We start from the raw sequence: 14376 nt of genomic DNA, 5'->3' as shown, positions 1-14376 counted from the left end.
GCATCTTTCTCTGCGTGCTTTACACGGCCGACATGCTCGGCGGCTGGGCGGCGGGCGTGGTCTGGGCGTGCGGCAGTTGGTTCGTGGCAAGGGAGATGTTAAGCGGTGAGGAGCCTGGAGTTAGCACGAGCATTTTTTAAATTTCGCTCCTCTTGGAGTATCGTCTCTTCACGGCGATCAATTTAAATGATTTATTAAAGGGTGTGTTTGGTTTCTTCTACAACTAAAGAGGGGCTAGGTAGACTTGACGCTTCGTGATGTCTTGGAATTGGTTTATTTCATTTCTGGTGGCCCGCTTCTTGCGATTATCGCTGCTATCGGTTTGAAGCAGCTCAACATCGCCAAAAGTTCTGCGAAAATGAGTGCAAAGCGGGACGCTTATCGACTGGCAGCCGAGAGAGTAGACTTTTATCTTGGAGAGGTGATACCAGCACTTAACGAGCTTGATAAGAAGATCAAAGAGCTCGAACTTGAGAGCATTTGGAAGTCAACCAGCTTCGAAATAAATGATAATAAAATATCAATAAAGATAAATAGTGACCCAAATCTGGCGAAGGCATTGCTGGAGCTAGGTAATGGTGCCACGGTTGCATTCAACAAACTTGAAGCTTTTGCTGTTCCGTTCGTTTCAGGATTGGCTGATTGCGACGTCGCCTACAACTCTATTGGTACGACATATATGTTTTCAGTAGAGAGAAATCTCTGGATATTAGCTATATGTGGAGAATCTTACTATAAAAGTGTCTCCGGTCTTTTCTGTTTGTGGAGCCTTAAGAAGAGTTCGTCAGATCTACTTCTGCAGAAGGAACAGCTAGATAATAAAATTGCAAAAATTGGAACCGGTCCTTTGGTTAAGGTTCTTGGTTCATAGAATTTGTTATTAGATCTAAGGCTCTGCTGCTATTCGAAGTGCGACCGGTTGATTCTAGCATTCCAGCCATGCGGTCGCGAAATTTACATAGTTTCATCTGAGCTGATGCTACCCCTCAATGCTTCAACGCCCGCGGATCCAGCGCGTCCCGGATCGCGTCGCCGATATAGTTCACGCTCAAGACCGTCAGCGAGATCGCCAGGCCCGGCCAGAGGACGCGCGACGGGTTGATCTGCAGGAAGTTTGCGCCGTCGAACAGCAGGCGGCCCCAGGTCGGGAAGTCGGAGGGGAAGCCGAGGCCGAGGAAGGACAGGGCGGATTCGGTGATGATCGCAGACGCGATGCCGAGCGTTGCCGAGACCATGATCGAGGACATGACGTTGGGCAGGATGTGCTTGAGGATGATCCTGTATTCGCGCATGCCGCTCGACTTGGCCGCCAGGATATATTCCTGGCTTTTGACCGCCAGCACGTCGCCGCGCACGATGCGGGCGGTGTGCATCCAGCTGGTGATGCCGATGACGAAGACGATCAGGATGAAGATGCCGGTCTCCGGGCCGAAGGCGGCGCGCAGCGTGTCGCGGAACAGCATGATGATCACCAGCAGCAGCGGCAGCAGCGGCAGGGCGAGGAAGAGGTCGGTGATGCGCATCAGCGGGCCGTCGAGCTTCTTCGAATAACCCGACAGCACGCCGACCAGCGTTCCGACCAGCAGTGCCAGCGACATGGCGGTCATGCCGACGGCCAGCGAGATCTGCCCGCCGGCCATGACCTGGGCCAGCATGTCGTGGCCGAGATTGTCGGTGCCGAAGGGATGGGCAAAGGACGGCCCCTGGTTCTTCGCCTTGATGTCGATCTTGTTGGGGTCGATCGTGTGGATGAAGGGGCCGACATAGACCGCAATCACGATGAAGGAAAAGACGATCAGGCCGGCGACGCCGCCGGGATGGGCGCGGAACTGGCGCCAGAGCAGCAGCCAGAAATTGCCGCTTTTCGGCCGTGTCGCAAGCGTTGTCGGGATGGCCGCATCAGTCATAGCGAATCCTCGGGTCAAGGATGCCGTAGAGAACGTCGGCAATCAGGTTGAAGAGAACGATCAGCACAGCGAAGATGAAGGTGAGCGTCTGGACGAGCGGGATGTCGGCGCCCTGGATCGCGGTGATCAGCAGTTGGCCGAGGCCGTTCACCCGGAACACCTGTTCGGTGATGATGGCGCCGGAAAAGATGGTGGGAACACCAAGCGCGATCACGGTGACGACCGGAATCAGGCTGTTGCGCAGGACGTGTACCAGGAGCACGACCTTTTCCTTGACGCCCTTGGCGCGGGCTGTGCGCACATAGTCCATATGCAGGTTGTCGAGCATCGAGGCGCGGACGAAGCGGCTGATCTGCGAGGTGTTGTAGAGCGTCAGCACCAGCACCGGCAGGAACATCTGCTTCACCTGCATGACAAAACTCGACCAGCTGTCGACGACCAGATTGGTGTCGTAGATCGACGGGAACCATTGCAGCCAGGAGGAGAAGACGACGATCAGCAATACGCCGGTGAAGAAGGTCGGAACGGAATAGCCGACCATCGCGACGAAGGTGCCGATCTGGTCGAAGATCGAATACTGGCGATAGGCGGAGATGACGCCGATCGGGATCGCCAGCAGAACGCCGAACAGATAGGACAGGCCGACGACCCAGAGCGTCTGCGGCAGGCGCTGGACGATCAGGTCGACCACGGGGCTGCGGGTGGCCCAGGACAGAACGCGCATGCGCTCGCCGGTGCCGATGGTCAGCCCGGTGAGTTGCTCGAAGATGTTGAGCGGTTCATTGATGAAGAACTGCTGCAGCCATTTCATGTAGCGGATGAGGAAGGGCTGATCGAGGCCCATGGCGGCGCGGATCTGCTCGCGCACCTCGGGCGGAATGGTCAGCGGCAGGTCGCTCAGCGGATCGCTGGGGGCAAGATCGAGCAGCGCAAAAATGATGAAGCTGATCGCCAGCAATGTCGGGATTGCAAACAGCAATCGCCGAATCGTAAAGGTGAACATCGGATGGTCTCCAGGCTGTCACGAGACATGCGATCGCCGGGCCCGGCGTCTTGCCAAGGCCCGGCGAGGCGGCATTATTTCTTGCGCGACCAGTCGGCGACGTTCCAGAGTTCGCTGTCCCAGGCATTCATCTTGACGCCTTCCAGCGTCGCAGAGACGGCAGACGGCTGACCGCGATGGATCAGCGGGATCTGCGCCACGTCATTGCTCAGCATGTCGTTGAGCTTCTTGGCGATCACGGCGCGGTCCTCGAGCTTGCCGGTCTTGCCGAGTTCCTTGACCAGGGCGTCGTATTCCGGGTTGCAGTAGCGGACGATGTTTTCACCCTGCCAGCCGCTGGCCGGGCTCGGGATCTTGTCGCACATCCAGCCGGCCATGTATTTTTCCGGATCGGTGCCGTCGAAGTTGTTGGTATACATCTGCACGTCGGCCATGAACTTCTGGAACGTGTCCGGCGATGCCGGGTCGCCGCCGAAGAAGACGTTGGCCGAGACATTGCGCAGTTCGACGGTGACGCCGATCTGGCTCCACATGTCCTTGACCAGCGCCTGGGTTGCCTGGCGCACCGAATTGGTCGAGGTCTGGTAGAGGAAGGAAAGCTTGACGCCGTCCTTTTCGCGGATGCCGTCGCTGCCCATCTTCCAGCCGGCATCGTCGAGCAGCTTGGTGGCTGCCTCGACATCCTGCTTCAGGCACCAGTCGACCGCCGTCGAGACATAGATATCGGGCGCCGGCAGGATGTTGCAGGTCGGCTTGCCGTTGTCGCCGTAACCGGCTTCATCGATGATGTCGCGGTCGATGGCGAGCGACAGCGCCTTGCGCACGGCCGGGTCCTTCAGAGCCGGGTGCGGGCCGGCCTCCTTGGTCGAGCGCTTGTCGCCGAGCGACGGATCGACGCCGAAGGGGTTGAGGTCGATACGCTCGACCTGGGTGCCGAAGGCAACCTCGATCTTGCCCTTGCCGGCCTGCATCATGGTCGCCAGCACTTCCGGCTCGACCTGCATGTTCCAGGCATAGTCAAATTCGCCGGTTTCCAGAACCGAGCGGGCAGCCGAGGCGGCATCACCGCCGCCCTTGAGGGTGGCTGTGGCAAAGGCCGGCTTGGCGGCGTCGCGGTAGTTCGGGTTGGCGGTGAAGGTCACCACGTCGTTCGGCTTGAATTCCTTGACGACAAACGGGCCGGTGCCGATCGGGCCGAAATTGGCCGACGTGCATTCCGGCGCCTTGATACCGAGGCAATCCTTGAACTGGGCCGCCTGGATCAGCGGCGACTGGCCGCCGACCAGCGCGCTGTAGGGATAGGGCTTCGGGTCGGTGAAGGAGATCTTGATGGTCGAGGCGTCGACAGCCTCGACATTGCTGACACCCTCGAAATAGGCACCCTGGGCGCAGCCGCCGTCCGGCGCCGTGCAGTATTTCCAGGTGAAGATCGCGTCCTCGGCTGTCACCGGCGTGCCGTCCGACCATTTCAGGTCCGGCTTCAGCTTCCAGGTGATGCTCTTCAGGTCGGCGGCGACGCCACCATTCTCGACCGTCGGGATCTCGGTTGCGAGCATCGGCACCAAGGCGCCGGTCTCGTCGTAGCGGGCCAGCGGCTCGATCACCATGGAAGCGCCATAGACTTCCTTGGTGCCACCGGACAGATAAGGATTCATCGTCGACACGGCCTGCCAGAAGATGATCTTGAGGTCGCCGTCGGTGCCGCGATCGGCCATGGCCGGGGCGCCGGAAATGGTCAATGCGGCAGCCGACGCCGCAAGGATAAGGTGCAGTTTCTTCATAAGCTGTTCCCCATTTATTATTGTAGGAGCTTCGGCACCTTTAGGCGCCGGGTCGAGATGTGGCCAGTCCAGCTGGAAAATGTCAACCGCTTATCTTATTGTCTTATATAGAAAAAATCGCCGTTTTGTGATGCGCGACGGGTCACGGAATCCGCCGCGGGCAAGGCAAAGCCTCATCCGTCTGGTGAAAATTTAGGCCATGTAAACACAAGCCTATTTTCCATGCAAGACGGAAATTTCAAGCTTGCAAAAGGCGAAATTCGCAGGCCAGTATGGGCGCATCCTGTCGGGAGCAATGTCTAAAAAGAGGTCTTTCATGCCAGTTCTCAATCGCGCCAGCGAACTCCAGCCGGAGGTCGCCGAATGGCGGCGTCATCTGCACGAGAACCCCGAGCTTTTGTTCGATGTGCATGGGACGGCGGCCTTTGTTGCCGACAAGCTGACGGAATTCGGCTGCGACATCGTCAAGACCGGCATCGGCCGGACCGGGGTCGTCGGCCTGATCAAGGGCAATCGCGGTGACGGCCCGGCGATCGGCTTTCGCGCCGACATGGACGCCCTGCCGATCCTCGAGGCGAGCGGCAAGGACTGGGCGTCGAAGACGCCGGGCAAGATGCATGCCTGCGGCCATGACGGCCACACGGCCATGCTGCTCGGGGCGGCCAAATATCTGGCCGAGACGCGCAATTTTCGCGGCTCGATCGCGGTGATCTTCCAGCCGGCCGAAGAGGGCGGCGGCGGCGGCCGGGAAATGGTCGCCGACGGCATGATGGAGACCTTCGGCATCAGCCAAGTCTACGGCATGCACAATCACCCGGGCATGAAGGTTGGAAGCTTTGCCACCCGCCGCGGCTCGGTGATGGCTGCGGCCGACCAGTTCGACATCGAGATCCATGGTCGCAGCGGCCATGCCGCCCAGCCGCACAAGAGCATCGATCCGGTGCTGGCGGCAGCGCAGGTGGTCGTAGCACTTCAATCGATCGCCGCGCGCGAAACCGATCCGCTCAATTCCGTGGTCGTCACCGTCACCAAGATCCATGGCGGCGACGCCTATAACGTCATTCCGGACGGCGTGAAGCTTTCGGGCACGGTTCGCACCCTGCTTCCCGACCTGCGCGACATGGCGGAAAAACGCCTTAGCGAGATCGCCACCGGCATCGCCATGGCGATGGGTGCCAGGGCGGAGGTGCGTTACCACCGCGGCTATCCGGTCACCTTCAACCACCATGCCGAAACAGACTTCGCCCTCGATGTGTTGCGCAAGGTGGCTGGCGCCCAGGCCGTCAGCGACGAATTCCCGCCGGCCATGGGCGCGGAAGATTTTTCCTACATGCTGGAAGCGCGTCCGGGCGCCTTCGTGTTCATCGGCAATGGCGATACGGCGAACCTGCACAATTCGGCTTATGATTTCAACGACGAGGCGATCCCCTATGGCATCAGCTACTGGGTGACGCTGGCCGAAACGGCGCTCGCCGCCTGATCCATCCGCAGCAGATCTCGACGACATAAGAACAGGGGAACGGGACATGGCTGAAATGGAAACTGGAACCGGCAGTGCCATCGCGCCCGTGTTGTCCGTGCGCGATCTGACGATATCGTTCCGGGTCGGTCCGGAATGGCGCTCGGTCGTGCGCAATATGAGCTTCGATATCGCGCCGAAGGAGACGGTTGCGATCGTCGGCGAATCGGGCTCGGGCAAGAGCGTTACGTCTCTGTCGGTCATGCGGCTTTTGCCTTCGGCCTCCAGCCGGATCGAGGGCAGTGTCAAACTGCTTGGGCGCGAACTGCTGACGCTCGAGCCGGAGGCCATGCGCCGGGTGCGCGGCAACGAGATCGCGATGATCTTCCAGGAGCCGATGACCAGCCTCAATCCGATCTTCCCGATCGGCAAACAGATCGCCGAAGCGATCACCTGCCACCAGAATGTCTCGAATGCAGAGGCCAAGGCGGAGGTGCTGCGGCTGCTCGACAAGGTTCGCATCCCCAATTCCAGGAGCCGTTTCGACGACTATCCGCACCAGTTTTCCGGCGGTATGCGCCAGCGGGTGATGATCGCGATGGCGCTCGCCTCGAAGCCGAAGCTGCTGATTGCCGACGAACCGACGACGGCACTCGACGTGACGATCCAGGGGCAGATCCTCGACCTGCTGAAGTCACTGCAGGACGAGGAAGACATGGCCGTGCTGTTCATCACCCATGACATGGGCGTGGTGGCGGAAGTGTCCGACCGGACGATCGTGATGTTCCGTGGCGAGGCGGTCGAGACCGGAACGACCGACGCGATCTTCAACCGTGGCACACATCCCTATACGCGTGCACTGCTCTCGGCCGTACCGAAGCTCGGCTCGATGGGCGGGCGGGAGCGACCGATGCGCTTTCCGGTCATCGATATCAGGAGCGGTGAGACTTTGGTGCCCGAGACCGAGGCTGCAGGCGTCAATGAAGCCAACCGGCCGATCCTCGAAGTGAAGAACATGACGACGCGATTCGACATTCGGTCCGGCCTGCTTGGTCGCAAGAGCGGTGCCGTGCATGCGGTCGAGAATGTCTCCTTCGATTTGCGTCCCGGCGAAACCCTGGCCTTGGTGGGCGAATCCGGCTGCGGCAAGTCGACCACCGGTCGTTCGATCACCCGGCTGGTCGAGCCGACATCCGGGCAGATCTCGATGGACGGCTACAATGTGGCGTCCCTCGACAGCATGGCGCTGCGGCGCATGCGGCGCAGCATCCAGATGGTGTTCCAGGATCCGTTCGCCAGCCTCGATCCACGCATGAGCGTCGGCCAGGCGGTGATGGAGCCGTTCATCGAGCACCAGCTCGGCAGCAAGGCGCAGGCGCGCGAAAAGGCGGCCAACCTTCTGGAGCGTGTCGGTCTCGGCGCCGACATGATGCCGCGCTATCCCCACGAGTTTTCCGGGGGGCAGCGCCAGCGCATCGCCATTGCCCGCTCGCTGATGCTCGATCCGAAGGTGATCGTCGCCGACGAGGCGGTCTCGGCGCTCGATGTGTCGATCAAGGCGCAGGTCTGCAATCTGCTGCTCGACCTGCAGCAAAGCTTCAATCTCGCCTATCTGTTCATCAGCCATGACATGGCGGTGGTCGAGCGGGTCAGCCACCGGGTGGCGGTGATGTATCTTGGCGAGATCGTCGAGATCGGGCCGCGCCAGGCGGTGTTCGAAAATCCGCAACATGCCTATACGAAGAAGCTGATGGCGGCCGTGCCGGTGCCGGATCCGTCAAGGCGGCGGGTCAAGCGCAACCTGTCGACCGACGAAATCAAGAGCCCGATCCGGCCGCTCGGATTCCAGCCGCCGGTGCGGCAATACCGCGACGTCGGTGCCGGCCATCTGGTGCAGCTATAGTGGACCGTGAACACCAAGGTTTGATTGACGATTTTCTGCGCCGTTAATCCAACATCCGTCATTGTCTGGCGATAAGTCTCGGGTACACGAGGCAATCGGGACAGTGCAGGAATGAAGCATGATTGATGCGGATGGCGGGCTCGCCGACGATCCTTTGCCGGACGGCAGTCATCGCAAGCGTGGACGACGTCTCTCGGAGATCCTGTCCGACATCGCGCAGGACGGCGATCGGGCGCGTGTGTCGGTTGCCGATATTTTCACCGCAATGGGTGACCGCGCCTTCGGCGCACTGCTTCTCATCTTCGCGATACCGAATGTCGTCCCGACCCCACCGGGAACGTCTGCGATCACCGGCGCGCCGCTGGTCTTTCTGGCAGCGCAACTGATGCTCGGCCAGTCGCCCTGGCTGCCGAAGATCATCGCCAATCGATCGATGACGCGCGAGGATTTTGCCGCGATCGTGCGGCGCATTTCGCCCTGGCTGGCGCGTGGCGAGCGCATGCTGCGTCCGCGCATGACCTATCTCGTCTATCCCCCGGTGGAATATCTGACGGGGCTGCTCTGCCTGATCCTGGCGATCATTCTGGCGCTGCCGATCCCGCTCGGCAATATCCTGCCGGCGATTGCCATTTGTCTGTTCTCGTTCGGCATTCTGGAGCGCGACGGGCTTTGCATCCTGTTCGGCCTAGTCACCTTCGTGGTATCGCTCGTGGTGGTCGCCGGCGTCTTGTTTGCGATCGTGAAGGGGATCATCCTGCTCGTGTCCGCAACGTTTTTCTAACTCCCATCCATAGGTGCCGCCATGTTGATCTCGCTCTACCAGATGCAGCCGATTTCCGGCGACGTGCCGGGCAATATCGGCAAGATCGCCCAGGCGGCGATCGCGGCGGCCGAAATGGGCGCGGACGTTCTGGTCACGCCGGAGCTTGGCACCAGCGGCTATGGCCTCGGACCGCGCTTTGCAGAACTCGCCGAAACACGCGACGGGTCGATCATCGGCGCGCTCACTGAAATCGCCGCCGATTGCGGCCTTGCCATCTGCGCCGGCTTTCCCGAGCGCGACGGCGATCAGGTGTTCAATTCGGCCGTCGTGGTGCGGCCTGACGGTTCGCTGGAATTCTATCGCAAGGGCCATCTCTATGGCGACGGCGAGCGCGCGGCCTTCGTTGCCGGTGCCGACAGCCCGCATGTCTTCGACCTCTTCGGTATCAAGACCGGCATGCTGATCTGCTATGATGTCGAATTCCCGGAATATGTGCGGACGCTGGCTCTGGCCGGTGCCGAGCTGGTGCTTGTGCCCACCGCGCTGCCGGCCGGCATCATCAGCCGCCGTGTTGCCGACATGGTGGTGCCGACACGCGCCTTCGAAAACGGCCTTTTCCTCGTCTATGCCGATCTCTGCGGGAACGAGGGCGAACTGTCCTATACCGGGCGCTCGGTGATCCTTGCCCCGGATGGCGACGAACTGGCCCGCGCCGGCACGGGGGAAACGCTGCTGGTGGCGAAAATCGATCTGAGCGCCTATGATGATGCCAAGGCGCAGAACCCCTATCTGACCGACCGACGACCCTCGCTCTACCGGCTCGGCTGAGACTTGTGCATTGCGGTTGCAGCCCGTCTTTCCTACATCAGGCATCAATCCTGAAGGAGACCGCAATGATCCTTGATGCCGCAGCGCTTGCCGCCCGTAACCTGTTTGCCCCGGAAACCCGTTCGGTGTTCTGGAAAGTGCTGGGGCTGACGGCGCTGGTGCTGGTCGCCCTCTGGCTGGCGCTGCGCGAGACCTTCATCGCCTATGCCATGCCATTGATCGACGGGTTCATTCCGGATCTGCCGGCCTGGGCCGGCTGGCTGAGTTTCGTCTTCGGCATTCTCGCCAGCATCGGCCTTGCGCTCGGCGTGGCGCTGTTGATGTCGTCGGTGACGGCGATCATTGCCGGCCTGTTTCTCGACGATGTGGCGGAGGTGATCGAAAAACGCGACTATCCGGACGATCCGGCCGGTCTCGCCATGCCGCTTTTGTCCAGCATCGCAACCTCGCTGAAATTCTTCTGCGTCGTCGTTCTCGGCAATCTCGTGGCGCTGATGCTGCTGTTCATCCCGGGCGTCAACCTGATCGCCTTCTTCCTGGTCAACGGCTATCTGCTCGGGCGGGAATTCTTCGAATTCGCCGCCATGCGTTTTCGCACGCCTGCGGAAGCAAAGCTGTTCCGCTCGAAACATGGCGGCACGATCTTTCTCGCCGGGCTGGTGATTGCCGGCTTCCTCGCCGTGCCGATCCTCAACCTGCTGACGCCGCTGTTTGCCGCGGGCCTGATGGTGCATCTGCACAAGCTGCTGAGCGCCCGCGATCCGCAATTCAGGAGCTGAACGGTCATTCGACGCCGCCGATCGTCTGCTGCGGCAGTTCGACCAGCGGCGCCGGGATATCACAGGTCTTTTCCGCCGACTTGCAGATATCGGCGATGACGCAGCGCTCGCATTCGGGCTTGCGCGCCTTGCAACAGTAGCGCCCATGCAGGATCAGCCAGTGATGGGCATGGAACAGATAGTGCTCCGGCACGATCTTCATCAGGATGTCCTCGATCGCGTCCGGCGTCTTGGCGGGGGCCAGTCTGATGCGGTTGGCGATGCGCAGGATATGGGTGTCGACCGCCATTGTCGGGATGCCGAAGGCCATGGACATGACCACATTGGCGGTCTTGCGCCCGACGCCGGGCAGCTTGACCAGTTCTTCCCGCGTCTTCGGTACGACACTGGCGAAATCGTCGACAAGCATGCGGCTAAGGGCGATCACGTTCTTTGCCTTGTTGCGATAAAGCCCGATGGTCTTAATATAGTCGCGGACCTTGTCCTCACCGAGGGCGAGCATCTTTTCCGGCGTATCTGCCACCTTGAACAAGGCCCGCGTCGCCTTGTTGACACCGGCATCGGTCGCCTGGGCGGACAGTGCGACCGCGACGACGAGGGTGAACGGGTTGACGTGTTCCAGCTCGCCTTTCGGTTCCGGCCGCTGGATCGAGAAACGGCGGAAGATCTCCTCCAGTTCGGCGCGGGAATAGGCCGTGCGACGGCTTGTCGCTGCCGGTTTTCGTGCCGGTTGATTTGACTTTTTCAAGGTTTGGGTGCTGGATTTCGGCTTCGCAATGGTCATCGGAAATCTATAGTCGGGCGCGCGGATGGAAGGCAATGTCGAGCAGGCGGCGGAGACGCCGATTTTTGCAGCGGAGCTGACACCCTATCGGTCTTTGGGGCCGAAGGGCTTTCGCGTGCTGCTGGTCCTGACCGGCGGTGTCTGCCTCGTGCATGCGCTCTTTTTCCTGTCGACCGGGGCCTGGCCGATCGGCCTGTTCTTCGGGCTGGATTTCCTGCTGCTCTACGGCGCTTTCCGGCTCAACTACCGGTCGGGCCGGGCGCGCGAGGAGGTCACCGTCTCGCGCAGCAACCTGTCGATCCGCAAGTTCACTCCGGCAGGCCGGATGACCGAGCACCGGTTCAACACGTTCTGGGCGCGGTTCTTCGTCCGCCGCCACGAGGAGATCGGCATCGTGTCGATGCAGGTGACCGGCGAAGGGCGTCGCACCGATATCGGCTCCTTCCTCAATCCCGATGACCGCGAGAGTTTCGCCAAGGCGTTTCGCGGCGCGCTGGCGACGGCAAAACAACGGATCTGAGCGCAAGAAACGGGTGGCTTCGCGGTCCCCGTCGTGGTGAAGTCGCGTTCGACACGAGGACCAGGCCATGACACTTGCACAGCACATTGATCTTTCCCGCAGCACGGACATCACGCCCGACGGTGGCGACTACGAGACCGTGCGCCAGGTGATCGAAATGCTGACGCTCGACTACCGGAGCCAGCCGTCGCTGGAGACGATTGCCGAACGGCTCGGCCAGTCGCCGACGCAGTTGCAGAAGACCTTCACCCGCTGGGCAGGCCTGTCTCCGAAAGCCTTCCTGCAGGCGGTGACGCTCGACCATGCCAAGCGGTTGCTCGGACGCGAAGAGCTGCCCTTGCTGGAAACCTCGCTGGAGCTCGGGCTCTCGGGACCTGGTCGCCTGCACGACCTGTTCGTCACCCATGAGGCGATGAGCCCGGGCGAGTGGAAGGCGAGAGGTGCCGGCCTGACGATCCGTTATGGCTACCACGCATCGCCGTTCGGGGTGGCGCTTGTCATGGCGACCGATCGCGGGCTGGCGGGGCTTGCCTTTGCCGATGTCGGGGGCGAGCAAGCCTGTTTCGACGACATGGCCTGCCGCTGGCCGAATGCGCACTTCGTCGAGGACCAGTTGGCCACCGCGCCTTATGCCGCCCGTGTCTTCGATCCGGCGCGCTGGTCGTCGGACGAGCCCTTGCGGGTGGTGCTGATCGGGTCCGATTTCCAGGTCAGGGTCTGGGAAAGCCTGCTCAGCATCCCGCTCGGCAAGGCCGTCACCTATTCCGACATTGCCGCCAAGATCGGCCAGCCGACGGCCAGCCGCGCGGTCGGGGCCGCCGTCGGCCGCAATCCGATTTCCTTCGTCGTGCCCTGCCACCGGGCGCTCGGCAAAAGCGGCGCACTGACCGGCTATCACTGGGGCCTGACGCGCAAGCGGGCGATGCTGGGCTGGGAACAGGGGCGGGCGTAGCCGGGGACGGGAATCATTTTGGTTGCGGATCGCAAAGCATGTGCGACAATCTTTCGATGAAAAACATGATCGCCGTGTCTGACGATATCAGTCTGCGTCTTGACGAACTCGCAGAGCGTACTCAGTTGACGCGTGAGCAGATCGTCGAAGATGCCTTGACCCATGGCCGGTCGCTCGCCTGGCGGGAGAAATGGGCAGCTGGCGTGCGGGAAGGCATGGAAGATGCCGATGCCAGCGACTTTGCCGAGGATCACGAGATTGCGGCCGTTCTTGATAAATTCAAGAACTGATCGAGGTGCAGATCGTTTGGACCCGACGATATCTGCGCGAGCTTGCCTCCATCGGTGAATACATTGGAGAACGCAATCCTCGCGCCGCACACCGCATCGTCAACGAGATCCATTCCAAGACGGGGCGATTGCTTTCGGACAATCCCTTCATCGGACGCGTCGGAGAAATAGAGGGAACCCGCGAACTCGTGCTCGCGGATATTTCGTATATCGTCGCCTATCGTGTTGTCAGGGAACGCATTGAAGTCCTGTTCGTCCAGCATGCGGCGCGCGAATGGCCGCCGGAGGCCTGATGGTGTGGCGGTTTCACTCTTCTGACTGCTCCGCCATCCCCAACAGCTCCCGTGCCGCGCTCTCATCCGTGATCAGCGTGTTGCAGCCGATGCGCTTGATCGTGGCGCGGATGGCGACCGCGCGGTGGGCGCCGCCGGACGAGATGACGATGTGTTTGGCCTTTTTCAGGGTGTCGAGATCGACCGACATGACCCGCTCGTTGATCGGGTGATCGACCGAGCGGCCGTCTGCGTCGAGGAAGTTGAACATCGTGTCGCAGACGCAGCCGGCGGCGATCAGTTCCTCCAGCGTCTCGTGGCTGATGAAACCTTCCGACAGCGAGGTCGAGTGCGGGCCGATGTCGCCGCAGGAGACGATGGCGAGGTCGAGATTTTCCGCCAGATCATAGAGCGTCTTCAGGCCGCATTTTTCGATCAGCGCCCGCTTGGTGGCAACGGAATCGACCAGAAGCGGTGCCAGAAACATGTAACATTCGGCGCCGAGCTGGCTTGCCAGCCGCCAGGTATAGTCGATCGGATTGGTCTGGTGCACGGCGACGATGCCGCCGAGCAGCGAGACGACCTTGCAGTTTTCCCGGCGCGGCGGGCGAAAACCGGAGAGCGAGGCGGTCATGGTCCGGCCCCAGCCGACGCCGATCGTGGCATTGTCGGTGACGACTTCGGTGAGGAACTGGCCGAGCGCCAGGCCGACGGCTGAGGCGATCGAGGCGGCATCCTGGCCGGCCGGGGAGGGCACCACCACGGCCTCGTCGAGGCCAAACGCCTTTTCCAACCGCACGGCCAGTTCGACACAATCGCCGATGCCATCGCTGATCCAGATCTGCACCTCGGCCCGCTTCAGTGCCTCGTCGAGCATGCGGATGACGGTCGAACGGCTGATGCCGAGGCGATCGGCGACATCCTTCTGCGTCAGGCCCTGATTGTAGTAGAGCCATGCCGCCCGCAGGCGCAGCGATGCCGCGTCCGAATAGGTGCTGTGGGTTTCCCGTCTGAGCTTGGCCAAGGGGTCCGGTATCCTGATGACGTCAGCGCATACTATTTCCCGATATGACACTTATGTCAAATCAGATGCACAAATGTCTTGACTTCCTGCCCGTCGGATTGCGATAGTCCA

At 61.2% G+C, this 14376-nt stretch carries 15 protein-coding genes; 10 read left to right on the top strand and 5 right to left on the bottom strand.

What is annotated here, in order from left to right; genetic code table 11:
• Nucleotides 1-244 precede the first annotated feature (244 nt).
• Nucleotides 245-871 carry a hypothetical protein gene (locus tag LQ231_RS17825; RefSeq protein ID WP_230172631.1) on the top strand — a complete coding sequence of 209 codons (627 nt, stop codon included), beginning with the start codon at nucleotides 245-247 and terminating at the stop codon, nucleotides 869-871.
• Between the two features lie 115 nt (nucleotides 872-986).
• Here the strand turns inward: LQ231_RS17825 and LQ231_RS17820 are convergent, their stop codons facing one another.
• The 3 genes from LQ231_RS17820 to LQ231_RS17810 form a co-directional block, all read right to left on the bottom strand.
• A complete protein-coding gene (locus LQ231_RS17820) occupies nucleotides 987-1907 on the bottom strand; it encodes an ABC transporter permease (protein WP_230172630.1) in 921 nt (306 codons plus the stop codon).
• Nucleotides 1900-2910, bottom strand: a complete 1011-nt coding sequence (locus LQ231_RS17815; protein WP_230172629.1) for an ABC transporter permease — start codon at nucleotides 2908-2910, stop codon at nucleotides 1900-1902. Before LQ231_RS17815 ends, LQ231_RS17820 begins: the two co-directional genes overlap by 8 nt.
• Before the next feature lie 74 nt (nucleotides 2911-2984).
• Nucleotides 2985-4691, bottom strand: coding sequence for a peptide ABC transporter substrate-binding protein (locus LQ231_RS17810; RefSeq protein WP_230172627.1), 1707 nt, complete (start codon nucleotides 4689-4691; stop codon nucleotides 2985-2987).
• A gap of 316 nt (nucleotides 4692-5007) precedes the next feature.
• Here LQ231_RS17810 and LQ231_RS17805 point away from each other — a divergent pair, with 316 nt between their 5' ends.
• The 5 genes from LQ231_RS17805 (at nucleotide 5008) to LQ231_RS17785 (ending at nucleotide 10423) form a co-directional block, all read left to right on the top strand.
• Nucleotides 5008-6171, top strand: coding sequence for a M20 aminoacylase family protein (locus LQ231_RS17805; protein WP_230172624.1), 1164 nt, complete (start codon nucleotides 5008-5010; stop codon nucleotides 6169-6171).
• 46 nt (nucleotides 6172-6217) lie between these two features.
• Nucleotides 6218-8053 carry an ABC transporter ATP-binding protein gene (locus LQ231_RS17800; RefSeq protein WP_230172623.1) on the top strand — a complete coding sequence of 612 codons (1836 nt, stop codon included), beginning with the start codon at nucleotides 6218-6220 and terminating at the stop codon, nucleotides 8051-8053.
• A 118-nt stretch (nucleotides 8054-8171) separates the two neighbouring features.
• Entirely contained in the window at nucleotides 8172-8834 is a 663-nt protein-coding gene (locus LQ231_RS17795) for an exopolysaccharide biosynthesis protein (RefSeq protein ID WP_230172622.1), read from the top strand.
• A gap of 21 nt (nucleotides 8835-8855) precedes the next feature.
• A complete protein-coding gene (locus LQ231_RS17790; protein WP_230172621.1) occupies nucleotides 8856-9644 on the top strand; it encodes a carbon-nitrogen hydrolase family protein in 789 nt (262 codons plus the stop codon).
• 65 nt (nucleotides 9645-9709) lie between these two features.
• Complete coding sequence (locus tag LQ231_RS17785) at nucleotides 9710-10423, top strand: sulfate transporter family protein (protein WP_230172620.1); 714 nt, start codon at nucleotides 9710-9712, stop codon at nucleotides 10421-10423.
• Nucleotides 10424-10427: 4 nt separating this feature from the next.
• Here the strand turns inward: LQ231_RS17785 and nth are convergent, their stop codons facing one another.
• A complete protein-coding gene (nth, locus tag LQ231_RS17780; RefSeq protein ID WP_230172618.1) occupies nucleotides 10428-11207 on the bottom strand; it encodes an endonuclease III in 780 nt (259 codons plus the stop codon).
• Between the two features lie 25 nt (nucleotides 11208-11232).
• On the opposite strand from nth, the gene LQ231_RS17775 reads away from it, so the two are divergent.
• From LQ231_RS17775 to LQ231_RS17760, 4 genes are all read left to right on the top strand, one after another.
• The gene (locus LQ231_RS17775; RefSeq protein ID WP_230172614.1) at nucleotides 11233-11727 is read left to right on the top strand and encodes a DUF2244 domain-containing protein; all 495 of its coding nucleotides are present in this window, start codon (nucleotides 11233-11235) and stop codon (nucleotides 11725-11727) included.
• Nucleotides 11728-11794: 67 nt separating this feature from the next.
• A complete protein-coding gene (locus tag LQ231_RS17770) occupies nucleotides 11795-12679 on the top strand; it encodes a bifunctional helix-turn-helix domain-containing protein/methylated-DNA--[protein]-cysteine S-methyltransferase (RefSeq protein ID WP_230172613.1) in 885 nt (294 codons plus the stop codon).
• 56 nt (nucleotides 12680-12735) lie between these two features.
• Nucleotides 12736-12969, top strand: coding sequence for a transcriptional regulator (locus tag LQ231_RS17765; protein ID WP_230173403.1), 234 nt, complete (start codon nucleotides 12736-12738; stop codon nucleotides 12967-12969).
• A 5-nt stretch (nucleotides 12970-12974) separates the two neighbouring features.
• Nucleotides 12975-13262: a type II toxin-antitoxin system RelE/ParE family toxin gene (locus tag LQ231_RS17760; protein WP_230172612.1), complete on the top strand. Its 288-nt coding sequence runs from the start codon at nucleotides 12975-12977 to the stop codon at nucleotides 13260-13262.
• A gap of 13 nt (nucleotides 13263-13275) precedes the next feature.
• Here the strand turns inward: LQ231_RS17760 and LQ231_RS17755 are convergent, their stop codons facing one another.
• Nucleotides 13276-14265, bottom strand: coding sequence for a sugar-binding transcriptional regulator (locus LQ231_RS17755; protein WP_230172610.1), 990 nt, complete (start codon nucleotides 14263-14265; stop codon nucleotides 13276-13278).
• Between the last annotated feature and the right edge of the window lie 111 nt (nucleotides 14266-14376).

This window comes from Rhizobium sp. CECT 9324 (genome assembly GCF_918741265.1).
Lineage (GTDB): Bacteria > Pseudomonadota > Alphaproteobacteria > Rhizobiales > Rhizobiaceae > Allorhizobium.
This window is presented reverse-complemented; position numbering and strand designations above follow the sequence as displayed.

Coding starts and splice junctions, on each gene's coding strand:
- LQ231_RS17770 (WP_230172613.1), top strand. CDS start 11,795: ATGACACTTGCACAGCACATTGATCTTTCCCGCAGCACGGACATCACG.
- LQ231_RS17765 (WP_230173403.1), top strand. CDS start 12,736: ATGAAAAACATGATCGCCGTGTCTGACGATATCAGTCTGCGTCTTGAC.
- LQ231_RS17820 (WP_230172630.1), bottom strand. CDS start 1,907: ATGACTGATGCGGCCATCCCGACAACGCTTGCGACACGGCCGAAAAGC.
- LQ231_RS17795 (WP_230172622.1), top strand. CDS start 8,172: ATGATTGATGCGGATGGCGGGCTCGCCGACGATCCTTTGCCGGACGGC.
- LQ231_RS17790 (WP_230172621.1), top strand. CDS start 8,856: ATGTTGATCTCGCTCTACCAGATGCAGCCGATTTCCGGCGACGTGCCG.
- LQ231_RS17785 (WP_230172620.1), top strand. CDS start 9,710: ATGATCCTTGATGCCGCAGCGCTTGCCGCCCGTAACCTGTTTGCCCCG.
- LQ231_RS17775 (WP_230172614.1), top strand. CDS start 11,233: ATGGAAGGCAATGTCGAGCAGGCGGCGGAGACGCCGATTTTTGCAGCG.
- nth (WP_230172618.1), bottom strand. CDS start 11,207: ATGACCATTGCGAAGCCGAAATCCAGCACCCAAACCTTGAAAAAGTCA.
- LQ231_RS17810 (WP_230172627.1), bottom strand. CDS start 4,691: ATGAAGAAACTGCACCTTATCCTTGCGGCGTCGGCTGCCGCATTGACC.
- LQ231_RS17805 (WP_230172624.1), top strand. CDS start 5,008: ATGCCAGTTCTCAATCGCGCCAGCGAACTCCAGCCGGAGGTCGCCGAA.
- LQ231_RS17815 (WP_230172629.1), bottom strand. CDS start 2,910: ATGTTCACCTTTACGATTCGGCGATTGCTGTTTGCAATCCCGACATTG.
- LQ231_RS17800 (WP_230172623.1), top strand. CDS start 6,218: ATGGCTGAAATGGAAACTGGAACCGGCAGTGCCATCGCGCCCGTGTTG.